Origin of the sequence: Rhizobium mayense (assembly GCF_030272705.1) — a bacterium.
GTDB classification, from domain to species: Bacteria; Pseudomonadota; Alphaproteobacteria; order Rhizobiales; family Rhizobiaceae; genus Rhizobium; species Rhizobium mayense.
This window is the reverse complement of the sequence record NZ_JARFYM010000001.1, coordinates 221,516-244,076: the sequence shown is the minus strand read 5'-3', so window position 1 is coordinate 244,076 and position 22,561 is coordinate 221,516. Positions and strand designations below refer to the sequence as shown.

Below are 22,561 nucleotides of genomic sequence, written 5' to 3'. Positions count from 1 at the left end.
TTTGTTGCACCGCATTTATAGTTCAGCCGTTCTCAGGGCGGGGTGAAATTCCCCACCGGCGGTATGGAGATTTTGTCTCCGAGCCCGCGAGCGTCTTCCGGTCTGCCGGGAGGGTCAGCAGATCCGGTGAGAGGCCGGAGCCGACGGTATAGTCCGGATGGAAGAGAGCAAGCTGGACCGCACCCTCCTCCCTCGTGAGGAGCGTAGTGACCCGCGTGTTCGCCCAAGGGATATTTGACAACAACCCTTGAAAGGCAAAATTCATGACCATTTCGATCTCCACCCAGCCCAGCCGCATTGCGCTGATCCGGGCCCGGTGGCATGCCGACATCGTCGATCGTTGCGTCGATTCATTCGTCACCGAGTGGCAGACGGCAGAGGGGGCATCCCCCATCGATATTTTCGACGTACCGGGCGCGTTGGAAATTCCGCTGCATGCCCAGACGCTCGCTCGCAACGGCCGCTATTCCGCGATCGCCGCCACCGCTTTCGTTGTCGACGGCGGCATCTATCGCCATGAATTCGTCGCCAACACCGTTCTGGATGCGATGATGCGCGTGCAGCTCGACACCGGGGTGCCCGTTCTGTCGGCCGTCCTGACGCCGCATCACTTTCAGGAATCGGAAGCGCATATCCAATTCTTCAAGGAGCATTTCATCATCAAGGGCCGCGAAGTCGCATCCGCCTGCCGGCAGCTTCTGAGCGAACGCGCCAAGCTGCTGCCATCGGTAACGGTCTGAGGTAGGATGGTGGAGGCGCGGTAATCGCCCGCCTCCATTTCTCGTGCGGAGCATCGCATGACCGTTCTGCGCATTGTCCCCAATCTGCATTCCGTCGACCCCGCCAGCGCCCGTGCCTTCTATGGCGACCTGCTCGGCTTGGATATTGTCATGGACCAAGGCTGGATCGTGACCTTCGCCTCCGACGCGCCGACCGTCCCGCAGATCAGCATCGCAAGCGAAGGCGGCTCCGGAACCGCAGCGCCCGATCTCTCGATCGAGGTCGACAATATCGATCAAGTCTACCAGCGCGCTCAATCGATGCAGCTCGATATCGTTTACGAACTTACCAATGAGCCCTGGGGCGTTCGGCGCTTCTATGTTCGCGATCCCTTCGGCAAGATCGTGAACATCCTGTCGCACCGATAGACATTACCCCACATCGACCTTGAAGGTCACCCGCTCCGCCGACCATAGTGTCTCTGAATAGGTAATGGGTGCGCCGTCGCTATCGACATCCACTTTGAGGACGACCAATACCGGTGTCGACTTCGGCTGCCGCAGCAGCCGCGCCTCCTCGGCACTCGGCATGCGTGCCTCGATGTCGGTCGACAGACGCACATAGTCGTGGGCGAATTCGTCCGGACGACTGGACTATTTGAAGCCATCGCTGGACAAATAAAAAGAGGACCCCGCCGAAGCAGGGCCCTCTTCAATTTGCTGAATGCAGGGCCTACGCCCGAACGGCCTGATCATTCGCGTCGAAGCGATGCATATGGCCGGCGTCGGGCGTCGCATAGACCGTTTCGTCCGGCTCGTATTTATGTTCGCCGAAGAGGCGCACGGTCAGAAGGCCAGTGTGGTTGGATTCGAGATAGATGATCGTGTCGGCGCCGAGGTGTTCGACATGGATGACCTTGGCGGACCAAGTGCCTTGTTCGCGCGACAAAGTGATGTGCTCCGGACGGATGCCGATGGTCTTTGCGCCGCTCTGTTCGAGCTTTTCCGCCGGGATGAAATTCATCTGCGGCGAACCGATAAAGCCGGCGACGAAGATGTTCGCAGGCCGATTATAAAGCTCCATCGGCGAGCCGATCTGCTCGATCGCACCGGCGTTCATCACGACGATCTTGTCGGCCAGTGTCATGGCCTCGACCTGATCGTGGGTAACATAAATCATCGTCGCCTGCAGGCTGCGATGCAGACGGGCGATTTCAAGGCGGGTCTGGACGCGCAGCGCCGCGTCGAGGTTCGACAGCGGTTCATCGAACAGGAAGAGTTCCGGCTCGCGCACGATGGCGCGGCCGATGGCGACGCGCTGACGCTGGCCGCCGGAAAGTTCCGCCGGGCGGCGGGCGAGATAGGGTTCCAGGGAGAGCATGCCGGACGCCTTGTCGACACGACTGTCGATCTCGTCCTTGGCGGTGCCGGCCTGCTTCAGGCCGAGGCCCATATTGTCCTTTACCGTCAGATGCGGATAAAGCGCATAGGACTGGAACACCATGGAAATGCCGCGCTTGGCGGGTGGCGTGACCGTCACGTCCTTGCCATTGATCAAGACCGCGCCCGAGGTAACATCCTCAAGACCTGCGATGCTGCGCAGAAGGGTGGACTTGCCGCAGCCGGACGGGCCGACGAAGATGACGAACTCGCCGTCCTTCACATCGAGGTTGATGCCCTTCAGCACGTCATGTGTACCATAGGCCTTGTGGATGGATTTCAGTTGAAGCGATCCCACAGTCTCTAATCCCTTACAAATAAACGGGCTTGCCGGTGCGCACGCTCTCGTCGGCGGCGAGGCAGATGCGTAGCGATTGAACGGCGTCGGCCATATGGCGGCTAAGGTCGGCATCTTCCCGGATGGCCTTCAGCACGAAGGCCTGCTCGAGGTCACAGAGCTCCTGATGACCCGGCTCGCCGTCCATGCGCAGATCCTGGTCCGGCCGGATGAACTTGCCGTCCGGGCCGGTTTCGGCGGTGTGCAACCGGATGATCGAGGTTTTGGTGTGCGTATCGATGTCGTCAGACTTGGCATTCGGATCCATGACGATCGAGACCGCGCCATTCGGCGACATCACGTCCTTCACGAAGAAGGCGGTCTCGGAAATCATCGGGCCCCAGCCAGCCTCATACCAGCCGACCGAGCCGTCCTCATAGATCACCTGCAGATGTCCGTAATTGTACATGTCCGGCGCGATCTCGTTCGACATGCGCAGGCCCATGCCGCGCACTTCGACCGGCTTGGCGTCGGTGATCTGGCACATGACGTCGACATAATGCACGCCGCAATCGACGATCGGCGATGTCGTGCGCATCAGCGCCTTATGCGTCTCCCAGGTCGGCCCGCTCGACTGTTGATTCAGGTTCATGCGGAAGACATAAGGGCCGCCGAGCTTGCGGGCTTCCGCGATCAGCCTCATCCACGACGGATGGTGGCGCAGGATGTAGCCGATCACCAGCTTACGGCCGGCTTTCTTGGCCGCGGCCACAACGCGCTCCGCATCCTCGACGGTCGTTGCCAGCGGCTTTTCGACGAAGACGTCGCAGCCTGCCTCGAAGGCCATGACGGCATAATCCGCATGGCTGTCGGAATAGGTGTTGATGGAGCAGAGATCGGGCTTCAACTCTTTCAGAGCTGTCTCGAAATCCGGATGGATCGTGTAACCCCGCAGTTCTTCCGTCAGCTTCGGCTTGGAGCGGTTGACGAGGCCGACGATCTCGAAACCGGGGTTGTTGTGATAGGCCAGCGCATGGCTGCGACCCATATTGCCAAGGCCGGCGACGAGGACGCGGATCGGCTTTTCGGATGAGCTCACTTGACTGCTCCGGAGGTAATGCCACGAATGAGTTGACGGGAGAATATGACGTAAAGCACGAGGATCGGCAGGATGGCGAGCGTCAGCGCCGCCAGAACGGCGTTCCAGTTGGTGACGAACTGGCCGATGAAGATCTGCGATCCCAGCGTCACCGTCTTGGTCGCCTCGCTCGGAGCCAGGATCAGAGGGAACCACAGGTCGTTCCAGATCGGGATCATGGTGAAGACGGCAACCGTCGCCATGGCCGGACGAACCAACGGCAGCACAAGACGGAAGAAGATCGCATATTCGCTGAGCCCATCGATGCGGCCCGCATTCTTCAGGTCATCCGACACGGTGCGCATGAATTCTGACAGGATGAAGATGGCAAGCGGGAGGCCCTGTGCCGTGTAGACAAGGATCAGCGCGGTCAGCGTGTTGACCAGCCCGAAGGCGACCATGCCCTGGAGGATGGCGACCGTGCCGAGGCGGATCGGGATCATGATGCCGATCGCGAGATAAAGGCCCATGATCGTATTGCCACGAAAGCGGTATTCCGACAGCGCGAAGGCCGCCATGGCGCCGAACAGCAGGGTCAGGACGATCGAGACGATCGTCACGATGAAGCTGTTCTCGAAATAGGTCAGGAAATCGCCCTGCTTCAAAACCGTCTGATAGCCGATCAGGCTGAAGCTGGACGGCGTTGGGATGCTCAGGGGCGCCCGAAAGATCGAGGCGCGATCCTTGAAGGAATTGATGATGGTCAGGAACACCGGGAAGATGGCAAGCAACGTGTAGGCGATGAGCGCCAGATGCACGAGGCCGGAGCGGACAACGGAAGTGCGTGCCTTGGTCATGGTCGCCTCTCCTCAGAATTGGTAACGGCGGATGCGCCGCTGGACAATGAAAAGATAGAACGAGACGCCGGCGAGGATGATCAGGAACATCACCGTTGCAATCGTCGCGCCCATTGAACGGTCGCCGAGCTGCAGCTGGAAGCCGAAGAAGACGCGGTAGAGCAGCGTGCCCAGGATGTCCGTGGAGCCATCCGGCCCTGCCAGCGCGCCCTGCACGGTATAGACCAAGTCGAAAGCATTGAAATTGCCGACGAAGGTCAGGATCGAGATGATGCCGATCGCCGGCAGCACCAACGGCAGCTTGATCTTCCAGAACTGGCTCCAGCCGGTAATGCCATCGCATTCGGCCGCCTCGACGACTTCTTCCGGGATGTTCAGTAGCGCCGCATAGATCAGCATCATCGGGATGCCGACATACTGCCAAACCGAGATCAGCGCGACCGTGACCAAGGCCGTACCCGGCTTGCCCAGCCAGGGAGCGAAGAACGACTTAAGGCCGACCAGGCCCATCAAATCGGGCGCCACACCCCATAGCGGCGACAGGATCAGCTTCCAGATGAAGCCGACGATGACGAAGGAAAGCAGGGTCGGCAGGAACATGGCGGTGCGATAGAAGGCGACGAACCGCAATCTCGGAAGCGACAGAAGCGCCGCGAGCGCGACACCGATCGGGTTCTGCACGCACATGTGGATGACGAAGAAGATAAAATTGTTGCGAAGCGCGTTCCAGAAGTCATTCGACCAGCGATCATCGCCAAACAACACTTTGAAATTGTTGAGACCCACAAAGGTCGATTGGTTGTCGACGACGTTATACAGCGACAGCCGCAATGTCTCGATCAGAGGCAGGATCATCACCGCCGTGTAGACGATGAAGGCCGGAAGAAGAAAAACGAAGATATGCCAACGCCTTTGGCGCTTGATCGGAACCGCATCAAAAGCGGCAGATATAACGGCTTCGCTCATGGCTTTCTGCCTGTTTTTATTGGCTGCTGATCGGGGCGGCAGCGCAAATGTTCAAATCCGCCCGCTGTTCCGGCTCCCCAGCCAAGCATGGAGAAACAATATCGGGCGCGGCACAATGCTGGTGTGGCGACCGCGCCAGTCCAGCGGCTAATTGGCATAAGAAATAACAAAGGCGCGTCATGCGCTTACCCATAAAGGCGGGAAGCCGCGCTTCTGTTCGTCTCTCCATCTGCATGCAACAGGGAGAGCATGAGGTGAGGGACCATGAGGCCCCACACCCGCATTGCGTCAAAGCAGGCTTACTTGGCCGGCTTGAACCACTTGTCGAGGCCGTCCTGCAGCTTTTGAGCAGCAGCTACCGGCGTTTGCGTGCCGTTGATCACGTTGGCAGATGCCGTCCAGGTTTCGTTCTCCAGGTTCGGCGTGCCGCGCGACAGGATCTGGTAGGTCGAACGAACGGTCGACTTATGATTGTCGCGCCAGGAGACGAATTCCTGAGCGAGCGGATCGCTCATCTTAACCGGGTGCGAATTCAGGCTGAAGAAGCCCGGCAACGCGTTGGCATAGATGTTGGCGAACTCGTCGGAAGCAACCCAGGTCAGGAACTTCTTGGCCTCTTCCGGATGCGTGCTCTTGGCATTCAGGCCGACGCCGATATCCGGATGGTCGGAGATGTAGGCCGTATCACCAGCCTTTGCGACCGGCGGCGGGAAGGCACCCATCTTGAACTGAGCCTGAGTGTTGAACAACGCGATTTCCCACGAACCGGCCGGATAGATGGCGGCCTTGCCGAGCGTGAAGAGGTTCTGGCTGTCCGAGTAGCTCTGGGCTTCGAAGCCGTCGCCGAGGTAAGGCTTCCACTTGGCGAGTTCGTTGAAGGGGTCGACCCACGGAGCATCCGTCAGCTTCTGCTTGCCGGCGATCAGAGCCAGGCGGCCGTCTTCGCCCTTCCAGTAGTTGGGACCGATGTTCTGGTAGCCCATGGTCGCGGCTTCCCAGAGGTCCTTCGTGCCCATGGCCATCGGAATGTAGGTGCCGTCAGCCTTGAGCTTGTCCAGCAGTGCGAAGAATTCGTCGCGCGTTGCCGGAACCTTGAGACCGAGCTTGTCGAAGGCGTCCTTGTTGTAGATGAAGCCGTGGATGACCGAAGCCATCGGCACGCAGAAGGTCGACTTGCCGTCGTCGGTGGTCCAGGCGGCCTTGGCGACCGGCGAGAAGTTGTCCATGCCCTTCAGCGACGTCAGGTCGGACAACTGCTTCTTGTTGAAGAGGTCCAGCGAAGCGTCGAACGGACGGCAGGTGATGATGTCGCCGGCGGAGCCCGCATCGAGCTTGGCGTTCAGCGATGCGTTGTACTCCGTAGGAGCTGTCGGCGAGAAGACGATCTTGATGCCGGGGTTCTTGGCCTCGAAAGCCGGGATGATCTTTTCCTGCCAAATCTGCAGGTCGTCGTTACGCCAGCTTTCAACCGTCAGCGTCACGTCCGCCGCATGCGCAAAGCCGACCGAAGTCAGCAGGCTGGATGCGAGGAGCAAGCCTTTCAGAACATTGTTTTTCATTTCCCTCTCCTGTTTAAGCGCCTGGAATAAGGCACTGTTCTCGATCTGAAAAATCCGCTGGCATATCTGAGGAAACAGCCAACGCTCCACAAGGACCGCCAACATTGCCGGCCCCATATGCACAAGGGCGCAAGGCACTGTGCCTGATCGGCCCTACCAATCGTGACCTGCCGGATGACCGGACAGAGACACCGGAAACTCAATACACGGGAAATTCATGACGAACGCAGTCGCACGGATCCTCCTGATCCACGCGGCTCCTGACAACGGCAGAGGTCTGCCACCTTCTGCTGAGCCTCCGGCTATTATTATCCTGCCGGTTCTGCCGATGCCTGTTCGAACTGTTCCCTTGATAGGAATTAAGGCCAAAAAAATACCAATTGTCCAGCCGAATTTAACTTTTTTGGGCAAGAAAAGCAGATAAAAAAATTTTATCGATATTTTTCAATAGTATACAAGAATGAAAAAAGCGGAGCCTTGCCTATTGGTAAATGGTATTTTTTTGGTATTGTAAGAAAAAATGGGGAATGGGTGGTATCCGGAGGGTGCGATGGCAGAGTTTGCGATCGGTATCGACGGCGGCGGGACAAGCTGCCGCGCTGCTGTGACGGACAGAATGGGTAAAGTTCTCGGCACCGGCAAGGCAGGTGCCGCCAACATCCTTTCCGATCTCGAAAATTCATTGATCAACATCGTCGCATCCGCCCGGCAGGCACTCGATGATGCCGGGCTAGATCCCGAGCTGGCTCACGAACTGCCCGCAGTCGTCGGCACGGCCGGCGCCAATGTTGGCGACTACGCCAAGCGCGTCGAAAAGGCCCTGCCCTTCGCGAATGGTCAGGTTGTTACGGATGCAATGATTGCCCTACAGGGCGCGCTCGGCGATGCCGACGGGATCATCGGCGCGTTCGGCACCGGCTCCGTCTACAATGCCCGACGCAACGGCAAGATTCGGGGTATCGGAGGCTGGGGCTTTATCGTCGGCGACCAGGCTAGCGGCGCGCGTCTCGGCCGCGATCTTCTGGAACGCTCGCTTCTGGCGCATGACGGAGTATGCCGACCCTCGCCGGTCACGCAGAAAATCATGACGGAATTTGGCGGCGATCCCGAACGCATCGTCGAATTCGCGCATGTCTCCAAGCCGAAGGATTTCGCGCGTTATGCACCGATGGTCTTCGAATATGCCGAAAGAGGCGATGAGATCGCTGTCGGTATCGTCAAGGCGGCGATAAACGCCATCGCCGAAAGTCTCGATGCCCTGCTCTGGCCTGAATGTCCGTCTATCTGCCTGCTCGGCGGCCTCTCGAAGGCATATCATCCCTGGCTGGACGCGCGGCATAAAGCGCTTCTCGCGGAACCGAAAGGCGACGTATTGCGCGGTGCGGTCGAACTGGCGGCCAAGCTCCTGCAATGTGACACGGGGAGCACCCGATGACCGAGGATCTGAGCCGCATCTTCTTGCCGGAACGCCTGCTCGCCGGCGGCACCGGCCCACTGTATGTCAAATTGCGCCGCACACTCGAAGACGCCGTCAAGGTCGGAACGCTGAAGCATGGCGATGCCCTGCCGCCGGAACGTGACATCGCAGAATACGCCGCCGTCAGCCGTGTGACAGTGCGCAAGGCGATCGACGATCTCGTCGCCGAAGGCGTCCTCGTCCGCCGCCACGGCTCCGGCACTTTCGTCGCAAAACCTGTCTCCAAGGTCGAACAACGTCTGTCGCAACTAACGTCCTTCACCGAGGACATGGCGCGGCGCGGCATGACGGCGCGCTCCGAATGGCTGCACAAGGGCGTGCACACCCCCTCGCCCGATGAAATGATGATCCTCGGCCTTGCAGCTGGCACGAAGGTCTCCCGCCTCAGCCGCCTGCGTATCGCCGACGACCAGCCGCTCGCCATCGAACATGCCAGCGTCTCCGGCGAGTTCCTGCCCGACCCATCGATCGTGACATCCTCGCTTTACGCCGAGCTCGAAAAGCGCCAGGTCCGCCCGGTCCGTGCCGTGCAGCGCATCTCCGCAACCAACATGAAGGAAGCCGACGCCGGCCTGCTTGGCGTCCCCGTCGGCGCCGCCGGCTTATCGATCGAGCGCATCTCCTACCTGGGCTCCGGTCGCGCGGTGGAATTTACCCGCTCGCTCTATCGAGGGGACGCCTATGACTTTGTTGCGGAGCTGACGATCGGGGCGACGTAGCCTCTAGTTCGCCAGACCCAGGCTATCCAACCGAAGCCATCGGCAAGCCCGTCGAACTTGCACCGTTAAATCATATCCGTCATGCCGCGTCATCCACCGCGGCATCTCGCTTTTCCGGCACATAATTGAGAACCGGTCCGAGCCAGCGCTCCACCTCCACAACCGGCATGCCCTTGCGGGCTGCATAGTCGTCCACCTGATCGCGCTCGATTTTGGCAACACCGAAGTAATAGGAGTCGGGATGGCCGATATAGAGGCCGGAAACGGATGAGCCCGGCCACATGGCGTAGCTTTCGGTGAGCTTCACGCCCGTTGCCGCTTCCGCATCGAGCAGGCGGAACAGCGTCTCCTTCTCGGTGTGGTCAGGCTGGGCAGGATAGCCCGGCGCAGGGCGAATACCGGCATAGGCTTCCGCCAGTAGCTCGTCGCCATTGAGGTCCTCATCCTTGGCGTAGCCCCAGAATTCGCGCCGCACCCTCTCATGCATCCGCTCGGCAAAGGCCTCGGCGAAGCGATCGGCGAGCGCCTTGACGAGGATCGAGGAGTAATCGTCATTGGCACGTTCAAAACGCTCGGCAATGGCGATTTCCTCGATACCGGCCGTGACGACGAAGCCTCCAACGTAGTCGCCGACACCACTCGAAACCGGCGCCACGAAATCCGACAGAGCCACGTTCGGGCGGCCATCCCGCTTCGACAATTGCTGACGCAGCGTATAGAAGGTCGCGAGTTCGTCGGTGCGGTCCTCATCGGTGAACAATCTGATGTCATCGCCGACTGTGCCCGCCGGCCAGAAACCGATGACGGCGCGCGGACGGAACCAGTTTTCCGCTATGATCTTTTCGAGCATGGCCTGCGCATCGGCATAAAGCTGGCGCGCTGCCTCGCCCTGCTTTTCGTCTTCGAGGATCGCCGGGAAGCGGCCCCTCAACTCCCAGGTCTGAAAGAATGGCGTCCAGTCGATATATTTGGCCAACTCCGCCAGATCGTAATTCTCAAACACCTTTGTTCCGAAGAACTGCGGCTTCACCGGCTTGTAGCTCGCCCAATCAACTTTTTCGGCATTCTCGCGGGCCCTTGCGATAGGCAGGCGCACTTTCTCCGCCTCGCTGCGGGCATGCGCCGCCGCGACCTTGGCATATTCGGCACGAACGGTGTCGACATAACCCTGCTTGGCCTCCGGCGATAACAGCGCCGAGACGACGCCGACAGCACGGCTCGCGTCCGTAACATATACCGTCTGCCCCTTCTCATAGCGCGGATGAATCTTCACGGCCGTATGCACACGGCTGGTGGTCGCGCCGCCGATCAGCAATGGAATATCAAACCCTTGCCGCTCCATTTCCGCCGCAACATGCGCCATTTCGTCCAGAGATGGTGTGATCAGACCGGAGAGGCCGATGATGTCGACCTTCTCGGCGATCGCCGTTTCCAGAATTTTTGTCGCCGGCACCATGACGCCGAGATCGATGATTTCGTAGTTGTTGCAGGCGAGTACGACGCCGACGATGTTCTTGCCGATATCGTGTACATCGCCCTTGACGGTCGCCATCAGCACCTTACCCGCCGCCTGACGCTCACCGCCGCCGCCATTGGCAAGCTTTTCCGCCTCCATATAGGGCAGCAGCACGGCAACGGCCTGCTTCATCACCCGGGCAGACTTCACCACCTGGGGCAGGAACATCTTGCCCGAGCCGAAGAGGTCGCCGACGACATTCATACCGGCCATCAGCGGTCCTTCGATGACATGCAAGGGCCGCTCTGCCTTTTGCCGCGCCTCTTCGGTGTCTGCTTCGATATATTCGGTGATGCCGTTGACCAGCGCATGTTCCAGCCGCTTTTCGACCGGCCAGTCGCGCCAGGCGAGATCCTGCACTTTGGCTTCGCGGCTGCCCGCGCCACGAAAACGCTCGGCTATTTCGAGCAGCCGCTCGGTGCCGTCGGGCCGGCGGTTGAGCACGACATCTTCGCAAGCGTCACGCAGCTCGGGATCGATGTTGTCGTAAACAGCGAGCTGTCCGGCGTTGACGATGCCCATGTCCATGCCCGCCTGAATGGCGTGGTAAAGAAACACCGCATGCATCGCCTCGCGTACCGGCTCATTGCCGCGGAAGGAGAAGGAAAGGTTCGACACGCCACCCGAGATATGCACCAACGGCATGGTCTGGCGGATCGTCCGTGTCGCCTCGATGAAATCGACGCCGTAATTATTGTGTTCTTCGATGCCGGTCGCGATCGCGAAGATATTCGGATCGAAGATGATATCTTCCGGCCACAGCCCGGCCTCTTCTGTCAGAAGCTTGTAGGCGCGGGCGCAAATCTCGACCTTGCGCTGATAACTATCGGCCTGCCCCTTCTCGTCGAACGCCATGACGACGACGGCAGCGCCGTAATTGCGCAGCAATCGCGCCTGTTTGAGGAAGTTTTCTTCGCCTTCTTTCAGCGAGATCGAGTTGACGATCGGCTTGCCCTGCACGCATTTCAGGCCCGCCTCGATGATCGAGAATTTCGAGCTGTCGATCATGACCGGCACGCGGGCAATATCCGGTTCGGCGGCGATCAGGTTGAGGAACTCGACCATCGCCTTTTCCGAATCGATCAGGCCCTCGTCCATGTTGATGTCGATGACCTGCGCGCCGTTCTCGACCTGGTCACGGGCGACAGCCAGCGCTGCCGCGTAGTCGGCATTGGTAATCAGTTTGCGGAATTTTGCCGAACCGGTGACATTGGTGCGTTCGCCGACGTTGACGAAGGGAATATCCTTGGTCAGCTCGAAGGGCTCGAGACCGGAGAGCGCCATGAATGGGCGGTGCTCCGCAAGCTGGCGCGGCTGGTATTTCGAAACCGCTTGAGCGATCGCGGCGATGTGCTCCGGCGTCGAGCCGCAGCAGCCGCCGACGATATTGACGAGACCATCGCGGGCAAAGCCCTCGACCTGCGCCGCCATCATCTCGGGCGTTTCGTCATATTGGCCGAACTCGTTCGGCAGGCCGGCATTGGGATAGGCGCAGATGAAGGTATCGGCAGCGGCCGAGAGCTCCTGCAGATGCGGCCGCATGGCATTGGCGCCGAGCGCACAATTGAGGCCGATCGTGAAGGGGCTTGCGTGGCGCACCGAATTCCAGAAAGCCGATGGCGTCTGGCCAGACAAGGTACGGCCGGAAAGATCGGTGATCGTGCCGGAAATCATCACGGGCAGGCGGACGCCCTTGGCCTCGAACCGCTCCTCGCAGGCGAAAATTGCCGCCTTGGCGTTCAGCGTATCGAAGATGGTTTCGATCAGGATAATATCGGCACCGCCGTCGATCAGACCGTCGATCTGCTCGGCATAGGCCAGGCGCAAATCGTCGAAGCTCACTGCGCGGTAGCCGGGATTGTTGACATCGGGAGAAATCGAAGCGGTGCGGTTGGTCGGGCCGATGGCGCCGGCGACAAAACGGCGCTTGCCGTCCTCGCGTTCGGCACGGATCGCCGCCCGGCGGGCAACCGCCGCGCCCTCCTTGTTCAGATCGTAAACCGCACCTTCCATCTGATAGTCGGCCTGCGCGATGCGGGTCGAAGAAAACGTATTGGTTTCCAGAATATCCGCGCCGGCCTTAGCGTAGCGATAATGGATTTCTTCGATGGCATCGGGCTGTGTCAGAATGAGAAGGTCGTTGTTGCCCTTTTGATGGCAAGCGCAGCCGATGAAGCGATCGCCGCGGAAATGATCCTCGTCGAAGCCGAGCCCCTGGATTTGCGTGCCCATGGCGCCATCGAGCACGAGGATTCGTTCGCTCGCTGCCTGCCTCAGGGCGGCGAACACTTCGCTGCCATCGCGTTTCGCTGTTTCTGAACCAAAAAGATTGTCAAACATAAGCGAACTCCATTGGCCTGATTGCGACTTCGCATCCAGATCACATAAAGATATCTTTATGTCAACATATCTATGCCGTGAAGAAGCATGGCGCAAGGACAATGCTGCTGTCATTCACCGCGCTTCCGAAAAATATCGATGTGATCGGCTGCTAATCCCCTCAGGCATGGACAACGCTTAGCAGCCGACACAGTTTCATTCCATAAAGCCATGACAGCGCTTTCAGGCGGCGCTATAGGGCTTATGGCAAAAGAGTCTTGGAGGATAGCATGAGCATACAGCGTGAAACGGCAGCCCTCGGAAATTGGAGCACGCGAGCCTACCACCGGCGCTGGCTGCTGGATCAAGCAAGCGGGCTTTTCGACTTCTTCCAGTATCGCGGCGTCGATCCTAAGGGCGGCTTCTACGATATGGACGATGCCGGCAGGCCGCTCGATGTGGTCAATCCTGTGCGCGGCATTCATTCAACCGCGCGTATGGTGCACTGCTTCTCGATCGGTTCGCTGCTCGGTCGTCCCGGCTCCGAAGATATTGTCGATCACGGCATGAATTATCTGTGGAAGCAGCACCGTGATGCGACCCATGGCGGCTATGTCTGGTCGCTCAACAATGACGGCCCGGTCGATGCCAGCAAGCAGGGCTATGGCCACGCTTTCGTGCTACTTGCGGCCTCGTCTGCCAAGACCATCGGCCATCCGCTCGCTGACGGCATGCTCGCCGACGTCACCGAAATCCTGAACACGAAATTCTGGGAAGAAAAACACGGCGCGATCGCCGAAGAGTTCAATCAGGATTGGTCGCCGATCGATGGCGGCAGCTATCGCGGCCAGAATTCCAATATGCACCTGACCGAGGCGCTGATGGCTGCTTTCGAAGCGACTGGCGACAGAACCTACCTCGACAAGGCCGAAAGCATTGCCGATCTCATCATCCGCTGCTCCGCCGGTTCCGTTGGTTGGCGCGTCGCCGAACATTTCAATGCCGACTGGGAGCTCGACAAGGACTATCGCGGCAACGAAATGTTCCGTCCCTCCGGCACGACGCCCGGCCATTGGTTGGAATGGGCGCGCCTCGTCCTGCAGCTTTGGTTCCTCGGCGACAAGCGTCACGACTGGATGCCTGACGCCGCTAAGGGTCTTTTCTCCCAATCGATGTCACTGGGCTGGGACAACGACAAAGGCGGCTTCTTCTATACGCTCGATTGGGCTGACGCGCCCGCTAAGCGCAACAAGCTCTGGTGGCCGGCCTGCGAGGGCGCCGGTGCTGCGCACTACCTCAACGAGCATATGCCGAGCGATTTCCACGAGGTGAGCTACCGCAAGATCTGGGGCGCCATCGGCCGCGCCTTCATCGACCACAAGAATGGCGGCTGGCACGAGGAACTGACGGAAGACCTGGTTCCTGCCCACACGCTTTTCCCTGGCAAGGGCGATATTTATCACGCCCTGCAGGCCTGCCTCATCCCGCTCTTCCCAGCGACCGGCAGCCTGACCAAAGTCATCGCCGAAGCCGGCGGGAAAATCTGAGATCAAGTGCGGCGTCCGCCTCGAGCGTGACGCCGCACTCCTCTTTTACGACAGGCTGAGGTTGTGCAGTTCGTGACCAAGCGTGAGCGCCAAGGCCTCGACAACGAGATTGTGGTCCTCGCGCTGCGGAAGTCCCGACACAGTGACAGCACCGATGCAGCCTGTGCCGTTGACGAAGATCGGAAAGCTGCCGCCGGATGCGGCATAGTCTGCGCTTGAAAGCCCGTTGTGCTCGATCGTCTTACCCTGTTGCTCCAGCCGCAGCGTGCTCGCGTAACTGCTGCGGAAATAGCGCAAGACCATATTGCGCTTACGGCGAATCCAGTTGGAGTTGTCCGGCGTCGAGCGAGGCAGCGCGATGTAAAAGACCGGCATCGAATGCAGCGTGATATCAATCGCGACGGGCAGATTGCGCTCACTGGCAAGGTCGTGCAGCAGTTTGCCGAGCACCCAGGCGGTCGAAAGATCGAAAGCGTCGAAGCGCAGCGTCTCTTCCTGCAGCGCGATGCGGCTGAGGTCATGTTCGATCGTCATGGAAATCCTTCCTCCAAAATTGATCGGCTTATCAAACGCGGACGAGGCGATTTGTCTACTGCTCTCTTCGGTACGTCGAAATCGAGCCGCCATTTTCGGCCGAGGATGCGAATTTCCACCAATGTTTTCTGGCATCACCCGACGAGCCCTAAACCAATGTCGACTGTTGCATCCCCTTGCCCCTTGAAGACGAACAGGTATTGATACTGTTCCAAGATCACCCCGCCGAAGGAGCCTCCCGTCATGAACGCAAAATATGCACTGCCCGCCATCCTGGCCTGCACTTGCACCTGCGTCATGACACCGGCATTGGCCGAGGACCCCGCTCAATTGGTTCTGCACGATGGTTTCGATGGTAAAGACTTCGCCCCCTCGGGCCATCTCTACTATCGTGACAATTCCGAACAGGAAGCCGGCAAGGTCGAATTCCAATCGGAAGTAAAGCGCACCGGCACTGGTGCGCTGAAGCTCAGCGTCAAGCCGCTATGCGCTCCAGGTAAGGTAAACTGCAGCGAGCGAGCCGAAATCTGGGAACGCACCAAATCTCGTGTCCCCTATAACCAGGGTGTCTGGTACGGTTTTGCGGTCAAATTCGCTGACCCCATTCCCTCCGGCGATCACCGCTACCTCATTGCGCAGTGGAAGCGGGAGATCGGGCCGAAGGCAAAGGGGGACTTCAGCCCTTTCCTCGCGCTACGATTGAACAATGGCAGGCTTTTTGCCACGGTTGAAACGAACTATATCGCCCCACCAAAGACCGACGTAAGCGCCGGGGCAAAGACATGTGACGACAATCAGACGCCAGTCTGGTTCCGTGCCGACACGAACCAGATGCGTGCACTAGTCGCAACCGACAGCAATTGGGGCAAGGCGGATGGCAAGGAATTTACCGGCTGCACCAGCGCCATCACAATTACCGATCACGGCAACAAGTTGCCGACGCCGGATTCCGGCTGGATCGACTTTGCGATCTACAGCAGACCAGGCCCTGACGGCACCGGCCATATCGAGCTCTTCGCCAACGACAAATGGATTGTCACCGTGAAGGGACATATCGGTCATGCCGACAAGGGCCTGGGCAAGAACCAATATTTCAAGTTTGGCCCCTATCGCGCTGCCGACACGACAGATTGGACGCTTTATTATGACGATTTTCGTCGCTCACCGCGCTGTGCTGATGTATTGTCTGACGTGAAGCTCTGCCCGATGAAGTGACCGATTTTCGCGCGTTTCAGAGTCGATGACGTCATTAAAAAAAACCAATCGCCACGGGACCAGATTTTCATAGAATTTGGCTGAACCTTTTCGCCTCTCATTGGTTATCTGCCTCAGCAGAGGAGGACCGCTGAAATGCTCACAACTCATCGTGATTGCAAACACCATGTGGAGAAAAATGCCATTCCTTCACTCGGCGAAATCGAGGGACGTGTCGCAGTCCTCGAAGTCGTCGCGCAATCCGCCCTGACGCATGTCTTCTATGAAGGCCATGTCGATATCGACGCGGCGTTGCTGTCGGAGATTCGCCGGGCCATGCATCGCAAATGCCGGGAATTGAAACTTGATGGCGAAGACACGGCCTCCGCCCTCTCCTATGCAGAGGAATTGATCGAAGCGGCAGTTGAGGCGTCTCACCCGGTTCATCAATGATGCCTTCGCGGCCGAGACTTATCCTTATGATCATGGTGGCGCTGGCTCTTGTGCTGGGCGTTCTCCTGTTCGTAGTTCCGCATAACGGCAGGGATCAGACCGTAAATCCGGCGCCGCACGCGCCTGATCAGACGCCGCAGTAGCGTCTTCCAGCGAGCATCTGTGCCGATACGAGACTGGATCTGTATCATATCAGGCAGGCGTTAACGCCGGCGCTAGATGTCGATTGCAAACTTTTGGAATCAAAGCAGTCTATGCTCCGCCCCGCTCATGTTTGAGCTTCCAACCACGGTGTAGCGAATGTCTATGATGGTCAACTCGCCCCTATTCGACGATGTCGATATTCTCGCCGGCGCGCTTTATGCTTGGTGCGCCGAACGCAGCATCAAACTGCATAGCCAAGAAGGCTTGTCCGCGGCCAATGTCGCGATCAACCTCTATGACGCCGGCTATCAGACGCAGGATCGACTGCTCGGCGCCCTGCACGAGTACGAATTTCACTGAAGTTCGCAGCTCGCTTCCAGGCGAACACTGGCACCTCAACGATGGAAGTCAATCTCCGATAGCAGGTTCCGCTATTCGCGTGAGCCCGGCTACGATAGGTCGATAAACCGCGAACGTGGGGGCTCTCCCGCGTCAAAGTCTGCCGTGTTCCCTGACGGTTGCTCTGCTTGCGGAGGTAAAGCTTGCGCGCCGCGAAAGGGCCCCTCCTCTGCGGTAAGGTCGTGCCATCACGCCGCCGCAGCCGCCTTCCGCAATACTCCGGCGACGCAATCCCGTTCTTCAAGAATCCCCAGCCATTCGTCCTCGTAATACGAGGAATCGTAGATCAGCGTGAACGGGCCCTTGTAACCGGCGGCATTGGAAAGTTCGACACAGCGAACATAGTCCTCGATATCGAGGCCAGTGTCCGAATAATGTGCTTTGGCATGGCAGAGCTCGGCGCGGCCCATGATCTGGGCCAGATCGTCGTATTTGCCCGCGCCTTTCCAATTGCCGAAATCGCCGTTGAGACCAAGCTTGCCGTCGAGCGCGTCCAGCACATGGTTGACCTCGACAGGCCCCGGCAGCAGTGAAAACCAGTTTTCAATGACAAGGCGGATATCTGTGCCGGCGATCCGATCCGCCAGCCAACGAAGATGTTTTTCTGCCCGGGCCAGCGCCTCGTCGGTCGGCTGCGACTTACCGGCAATCACGCGCATATTTTCGGCGCCAAGCGCCGCAGCGATCTCGATCCAGCCCGCCATCCATTCCGCATCGCGCTCGGCCGTCTCGGGATTGCTGAGATCGCCGTCTTCGACCAAAAGAGTCTGCAGCTTGACGCCCGCCCTATCGAAGGCATTCCGCAGATCGGCAAGATAAGAAGGCGAGCGGCTCGGCAGATGAAACGAGCAGATCTCCATGCGGAAGATGCCGCGCTCGGCAAATTGTTTCGGAAGATCGATCAATTCTACCGAGCCTTCCCCATAGGTCGCCTGGCGCGCCGGTCCGTCCGGGCCGTCGGGTCTGTAAGGATAGGTGCCACCGAGGGCACGATGCAGCGACCATGTGGAAACGGCAAAACGATCTGCTAAATCGGCCGTGAAAGCCATGGATATCTCCTCCTCTTTTTTCCGCGACGGACAATCGCGATCTGCCGAAAAGCCAAGCAGTCGGCGGCAAATCAGAAATAGAGCGACATGACGATGTCCTGATCGAAATCGCCGAAACCCTTACCGAAAATGTTCAGGCCGCCGGGATTACCCGCCGTTTCATCGATGCCGATGCGAAAGCGGATCGAGTGATGATCGTGCAGCCCGAGCGATGTGATCGTCTGCGTCGAAACCATGGTACCGTCGATCCAAGTGCCCTGATCGTCGATGCTCCAAGTCTTCAACTTGCCATATTGCGAGCCGCTGAGCTTCCACCAGCTTGGCGAATAAAGCCCGCGCCGGTCGCCGAAGTCGCCAGGCGACGTCCAGTGGCCCGCCTTGATGCCGTTGACCCAGATCGAGATATCGGATGGCCAATTGGAATTGGTGGCCGGCGTCTCGGAACTGAGTTCGGCGGAGAATTCCACCTTGTGGATCCGACGCCCGCTGACTTTGGCATTGTTCGGAAACTTGTATTCGACGTAACCGCGTGTGAACCAGAGAAGCGCTGCCTGCATGCGTTGCGGGTCGAGAAATACACCCGGCACATCGAGCATGCCTATGACGTTGTTGACCGAACAAAGGCCGCAAGGCGGACCGACTTCAAACTCTGTGAACAGCCCGATGGGCATGCTGACCGCGACGACGTCTTCCCGCAGACTGGTAGAGCGATTTTCGAAGCGGATGAGAATTTCGCCGTAAACGCTGGAACAGATTTTCTGGTTGCCCTTGCTCGCCTTCATCGTATGGGTTTCGATCAGCCCCGCCTTCTCCAGCGATTTGATATTGATCGCGGCGGTCGATTGCGGCAGCTTCAGCTGCGCCGCTATATCATTGACATTCAAAGGGCCTTTGAGACGGAGCAGATTGAGGATTTCGATCCTTGTGGCCGAACCCAGGGCCTCGACGACCTCCGTATCCTTCATCGGATCAACTGTTAGAAGCTTCGTCTCCATATCGAACTGTCAAATCTCCGCGTCATACCAATCTTGCGCTCATATCACGCTCTTCGGTTGTTTTCCTCTCACTTTTTCGGCGTACCGGCCCGCGGTCCGGGAGAGGATACCGCGGGCCGGTGAGGGAAACGCAGCCGCTCACCCCTTGATGCCCGAAGACAACATCAAGGCCTGCGTCACCCGTTTCTGGAATAGGAGATAGGCAACGGCAACGGGCATGGCGGCGAGGATCGCCACAGCCATATCCCGGGCATATTTGATGCCGAAAGCATCATCGACTTGAGTGATACCGACCGTAACCGTCATGGTGCTTTCGGAGTTCGATACCAGGAAAGGCCACAGGAAGGCATTCCAAGCCATGATATAGGTGATGATCGCCAGAGCCGTGGTGATCCCCCAATTCAGCGGCAGGTAAAGCCGGAAGAGGATCTGGAATTCCCCGCAACCGTCGAGCTTTGCCGCCTCGCGCAGCTCCTTCGGTACGGAATCGAAGAATTGTTTGTAGACGATCACGACAACCGGCACGATGAGTTGCGGCAGGACGATGCCGCTCAGCGTATTGATCAGCCCGAGCTTCTGCATCAGCACGAATTGCGAGATGATCAACGCCTGCGACGGTACCATGAAACTCGCCAGAATGACGAAATAGAGCACCCGCCGGCCGGCGAAGACAATCTGCGACAGCGCATAGGCGCACGTCATGCTGATAAAAATGACGATCACCGTCACGCTGATCGATGTGACCACCGAGTTCATGTACCAGGTTGGCAAGTTGGTCTGGAACAGCGCGAAATAATAGGACGAGAAATCGAAGACACGCGGGATGAAGGTCGTGCTCGCGATAACGTCCTGCTCCGGCTTCACCGAAGTTATGATCGCCCAGTAGATCGGGAAGGCCCAGAGACCGGCGATGAACAGCGTCAAGATCAACAGCAGCGAATTGCCGATCGCGCGTCCTGGCATCAGCTTGCCCTCCTCACTCTCAAAAGCTGGTACTGCAACACCGACGCGGTCACGATGATCAGGAACAATATGACCGCGATCGCAGAAGCGGCACCGCCATGGCTAAGGCGAAAGCCTTCGCGATAGACAAGCAGCAGCAGCACATAGGTCGAATTGAACGGCCCGCCCTCGGTGAGCAGATAGATCTGATCGAAGATCTTCAGTTGCAGGATGAGTTGCAGCGTCAGCACAAGAGTCGTCACCGGCCAGATCAGAGGCCAGGTTATACGCCGGAATGCCTGGAAGCGAGACGCGCCGTCGAGGGCCGCGGCTTCATAATAATCCTTGGGGATGTTCTTGAGCGCGGCAATAAAGAGCAGCAGGTTGAAGCCGTTCGTCCACCAGATTGTGACAAACGCCACCATCGGCATTGCCCAGATCGGATCGCGGAAAACGCTGACGGGACGACCGGTGAAAAACTGGATCACGTTTTGTGCGATGCCGAATTGCTGGTCCAGCACCCACTTCCAGATCGTCGTAACGACCGATACCGGCAGAATATAGGGAATGAAGAACAGCACGAGCACAGGGCTCTGCAGCCGGCCTTCCAGCCGAACGACCATCAATGCCAGCGCAAGGCCGATCAGCGTATTGGGCACGACACTTAAAACGACGAAATAGCCCGTGTTCCACATCGACGTATAGAACAGCTTCTGGCTGAAGAGTTTGATATAGTTGTCGAAGCCCACCCATTGGCCGTCGCCGATCAGCGGAGCGTTCGTGAAGCTCAACGCGAACATCTTGTAGACGGGATAGGCAAATACAATCAGGTAGACAATCACGAAGGGCGCCACCATCAGCACGACGGTCAGAGCCTTCTTTCGTCCTTCGCTAGCGAACATGGCGCTTCCTCTTGCCAGCAGATGCCGACCGGAACAGTTCCGGTCGGCCTTGGTGCTCAGAGCTGTTATTGCTGGCCCTGCAGCTCTTCACGCATCTGATCGATGGCGTCCTTCGGATCGAGCTGGCCATTGATTGCCGGAATGATGAAGTTTTGTGCGGCTTCGTAGATCGGTCCCGCGACACCGGCGAGCGGCGAGATTGGATCATAGACGGCGGTGTCGGCGAGCTTCGAATAGACGGCGTTCGGCTGCATATTCTTGAAGTCCGCGCTTTCCGTCACCGGCTTATAGGCCGGGATATGGCCGGCACTTGCCCAAGAGATGCTGTTCTCGTTCATCCAACGGATGACTTCGAGCACAACCTTGACCTTATCCTCCGAGATCGGCTTCACAGTGCTGGCGGGGATTGCGAAGGAGTGGGAGTCGACCCAGGTCGCCTGCTGCCCCATCAAGTTCGGAATCTCGATCGCACCCCAATGAAAGCCGAGCTGACCCTTCTTTTCCAGGTCAACCATGGTCGGGACTTCCCACACCCCGTTGATATGCATCGCCGCCTTGCCCGAAGTGAAAAGCGCTATTGATGCCTCATAGGAGATGAGTTGCGGAGAATAACCGCTCTTGATCCAGTTCGTTATCGTATCCAGCGCCTTCAGGCTGGAGTCGCCCGGCATGATCTCCTTTCCGTCCATGAACTTGGCGCCCTGCTGAGCGACAAGCGTATAAAAGATGCGCCAGATGGAAGCGCCCTGGTCGCTATTGATCGACAGCGGATATTCGACCTTGCCGAGCGCCTTGATCTTGCCCAGCACGGCATTGAAATTGTCGAGCCCATCCAGCCCCTTCGGCAAGCCGTCATCGCCGAGCAGGCCCGCCTGCTTCAGGATATCCTTGTTGTAGTAGAGAATGATGGAGTGGACATCGAAAGGAATGCCGTAGGTCTTGCCGTCGGCGCTCGCCGAGTTCCAGGCGGCGTCGACATAATTCTCTTTCTTGATGCCGGCCGCCGCAAGCTCCTCGGCCGTAAACGGACGCAGGATGCCGGTCGGCACCGCCAGTGGATAGCGCGAGATATGGTAGGTCATGATATCGGGCTGCTGACCGACGGCGGCGGCTGTCTGCACCTTTGTGTAGAAAGGCACGCCCCATTCCAGCGTCGTTGCATTGATCTTGATGTCTGGATGCGTGTCGTTGAATTTCTGAATCAGCGCTTTCATGCGCACGCCATCACCACCGCTGAGGAAGTCCCACCAGGTGATTTCAGTCTGCGCAAAAGCCGCCGTTGCCGGCAGCAAGGTCAAAGCGGCCGCCATCGCCAATTTCAAAAGTCGTCTCATGTCTGTCTCCTCCAACACAGGGGCATGATTGCCATTGAACCCGGCTCGCTCCACCGAGCCGGAAGACCCATCGGAAACGTCCGGCATCCTCTTGCCGGCCCGCATTCCGTCATTCTCAAACTGCCTGCATATTCAAGATTT

The 22,561-nt window shown here is 58.5% G+C and carries 20 protein-coding genes, 1 pseudogene and 1 riboswitch; of the genes and pseudogenes, 8 read left to right on the top strand and 13 right to left on the bottom strand.

Annotated elements, in window-relative coordinates; genetic code table 11:
* Positions 1 to 24 precede the first annotated feature (24 nt).
* A riboswitch (FMN riboswitch) is annotated at positions 25 to 173 on the top strand.
* Positions 174 to 263: 90 nt separating this feature from the next.
* Both PY649_RS01225 and PY649_RS01220 read left to right on the top strand, forming a co-directional pair.
* Positions 264 to 740 (top strand): 6,7-dimethyl-8-ribityllumazine synthase, encoded by a 477-nt coding sequence (locus PY649_RS01225; RefSeq protein ID WP_285866263.1) that lies wholly within the window; start codon positions 264 to 266, stop codon positions 738 to 740.
* A gap of 57 nt (positions 741 to 797) precedes the next feature.
* Positions 798 to 1,148, top strand: coding sequence for a VOC family protein (locus PY649_RS01220; RefSeq protein ID WP_285866262.1), 351 nt, complete (start codon positions 798 to 800; stop codon positions 1,146 to 1,148).
* Positions 1,149 to 1,151: 3 nt separating this feature from the next.
* On the opposite strand, the pseudogene PY649_RS01215 reads toward PY649_RS01220, so the two are convergent.
* The 6 genes and pseudogenes from PY649_RS01215 to PY649_RS01190 all read right to left on the bottom strand — a co-directional run.
* Positions 1,152 to 1,346 (bottom strand): annotated as a pseudogene (locus tag PY649_RS01215) (UTRA domain-containing protein); the annotation flags it as partial.
* 106 nt (positions 1,347 to 1,452) lie between these two features.
* Entirely contained in the window at positions 1,453 to 2,457 is a 1,005-nt protein-coding gene (locus tag PY649_RS01210) for an ABC transporter ATP-binding protein (protein ID WP_285866261.1), read from the bottom strand.
* A 13-nt stretch (positions 2,458 to 2,470) separates the two neighbouring features.
* Positions 2,471 to 3,535 (bottom strand): Gfo/Idh/MocA family protein, encoded by a 1,065-nt coding sequence (locus tag PY649_RS01205; RefSeq protein WP_285866260.1) that lies wholly within the window; start codon positions 3,533 to 3,535, stop codon positions 2,471 to 2,473.
* Positions 3,532 to 4,371, bottom strand: a complete 840-nt coding sequence (locus PY649_RS01200; protein WP_285866259.1) for a carbohydrate ABC transporter permease — start codon at positions 4,369 to 4,371, stop codon at positions 3,532 to 3,534. Before PY649_RS01200 ends, PY649_RS01205 begins: the two co-directional genes overlap by 4 nt.
* Positions 4,372 to 4,383: 12 nt before the next feature.
* Positions 4,384 to 5,337: a carbohydrate ABC transporter permease gene (locus PY649_RS01195; protein ID WP_285866258.1), complete on the bottom strand. Its 954-nt coding sequence runs from the start codon at positions 5,335 to 5,337 to the stop codon at positions 4,384 to 4,386.
* Between the two features lie 299 nt (positions 5,338 to 5,636).
* Complete coding sequence (locus PY649_RS01190) at positions 5,637 to 6,896, bottom strand: ABC transporter substrate-binding protein (protein WP_285866257.1); 1,260 nt, start codon at positions 6,894 to 6,896, stop codon at positions 5,637 to 5,639.
* Between the two features lie 550 nt (positions 6,897 to 7,446).
* On the opposite strand from PY649_RS01190, the gene PY649_RS01185 reads away from it, so the two are divergent.
* Together PY649_RS01185 and PY649_RS01180 are read left to right on the top strand one after the other, a co-directional pair.
* Entirely contained in the window at positions 7,447 to 8,331 is an 885-nt protein-coding gene (locus PY649_RS01185; RefSeq protein ID WP_285866256.1) for a glucosamine kinase nucleotide-binding domain-containing protein, read from the top strand.
* Complete coding sequence (locus PY649_RS01180; protein WP_285866255.1) at positions 8,328 to 9,092, top strand: GntR family transcriptional regulator; 765 nt, start codon at positions 8,328 to 8,330, stop codon at positions 9,090 to 9,092. Before PY649_RS01185 ends, PY649_RS01180 begins: the two co-directional genes overlap by 4 nt.
* A gap of 79 nt (positions 9,093 to 9,171) precedes the next feature.
* Here the strand turns inward: PY649_RS01180 and metH are convergent, their stop codons facing one another.
* Complete coding sequence (metH, locus tag PY649_RS01175; protein WP_285866253.1) at positions 9,172 to 12,948, bottom strand: methionine synthase; 3,777 nt, start codon at positions 12,946 to 12,948, stop codon at positions 9,172 to 9,174.
* Between the two features lie 269 nt (positions 12,949 to 13,217).
* Here metH and PY649_RS01170 point away from each other — a divergent pair, with 269 nt between their 5' ends.
* Entirely contained in the window at positions 13,218 to 14,474 is a 1,257-nt protein-coding gene (locus PY649_RS01170) for an AGE family epimerase/isomerase (RefSeq protein WP_285866252.1), read from the top strand.
* Between the two features lie 45 nt (positions 14,475 to 14,519).
* Here PY649_RS01170 and PY649_RS01165 read toward each other — a convergent pair whose 3' ends face one another.
* Positions 14,520 to 15,008, bottom strand: coding sequence for a heme-degrading domain-containing protein (locus PY649_RS01165; protein WP_285866250.1), 489 nt, complete (start codon positions 15,006 to 15,008; stop codon positions 14,520 to 14,522).
* Positions 15,009 to 15,251: 243 nt separating this feature from the next.
* Between PY649_RS01165 and PY649_RS01160 the strand changes: the two genes are divergently transcribed.
* From PY649_RS01160 to PY649_RS01150, 3 genes are all read left to right on the top strand, one after another.
* Positions 15,252 to 16,223, top strand: a complete 972-nt coding sequence (locus PY649_RS01160) for a polysaccharide lyase family 20 protein (protein ID WP_432761307.1) — start codon at positions 15,252 to 15,254, stop codon at positions 16,221 to 16,223.
* A gap of 135 nt (positions 16,224 to 16,358) precedes the next feature.
* Positions 16,359 to 16,655 (top strand): hypothetical protein, encoded by a 297-nt coding sequence (locus PY649_RS01155; protein ID WP_285866249.1) that lies wholly within the window; start codon positions 16,359 to 16,361, stop codon positions 16,653 to 16,655.
* Positions 16,656 to 16,955: 300 nt separating this feature from the next.
* Positions 16,956 to 17,159 carry a hypothetical protein gene (locus tag PY649_RS01150; RefSeq protein WP_285866248.1) on the top strand — a complete coding sequence of 68 codons (204 nt, stop codon included), beginning with the start codon at positions 16,956 to 16,958 and terminating at the stop codon, positions 17,157 to 17,159.
* Positions 17,160 to 17,386: 227 nt separating this feature from the next.
* On the opposite strand, the gene PY649_RS01145 is transcribed toward PY649_RS01150, so the two are convergent.
* The 5 genes from PY649_RS01145 to PY649_RS01125 all read right to left on the bottom strand — a co-directional run bounded on the left by PY649_RS01145 (position 17,387) and on the right by PY649_RS01125 (position 22,420).
* Positions 17,387 to 18,247 carry a sugar phosphate isomerase/epimerase family protein gene (locus PY649_RS01145; RefSeq protein WP_285866247.1) on the bottom strand — a complete coding sequence of 287 codons (861 nt, stop codon included), beginning with the start codon at positions 18,245 to 18,247 and terminating at the stop codon, positions 17,387 to 17,389.
* Between the two features lie 71 nt (positions 18,248 to 18,318).
* The gene (locus tag PY649_RS01140) at positions 18,319 to 19,242 is read right to left on the bottom strand and encodes an ArsR/SmtB family transcription factor (protein WP_285866245.1); all 924 of its coding nucleotides are present in this window, start codon (positions 19,240 to 19,242) and stop codon (positions 18,319 to 18,321) included.
* A gap of 138 nt (positions 19,243 to 19,380) precedes the next feature.
* On the bottom strand, positions 19,381 to 20,205 hold the full coding sequence (locus PY649_RS01135) for a carbohydrate ABC transporter permease (protein ID WP_285866244.1): 825 nt from the start codon (positions 20,203 to 20,205) through the stop codon (positions 19,381 to 19,383).
* Positions 20,205 to 21,086 (bottom strand): carbohydrate ABC transporter permease, encoded by an 882-nt coding sequence (locus tag PY649_RS01130; RefSeq protein WP_285866242.1) that lies wholly within the window; start codon positions 21,084 to 21,086, stop codon positions 20,205 to 20,207. The genes PY649_RS01135 and PY649_RS01130 overlap by 1 nt, the downstream gene beginning before the upstream one ends.
* Before the next feature lie 65 nt (positions 21,087 to 21,151).
* Positions 21,152 to 22,420, bottom strand: a complete 1,269-nt coding sequence (locus tag PY649_RS01125) for an ABC transporter substrate-binding protein (RefSeq protein WP_285866241.1) — start codon at positions 22,418 to 22,420, stop codon at positions 21,152 to 21,154.
* Between the last annotated feature and the right edge of the window lie 141 nt (positions 22,421 to 22,561).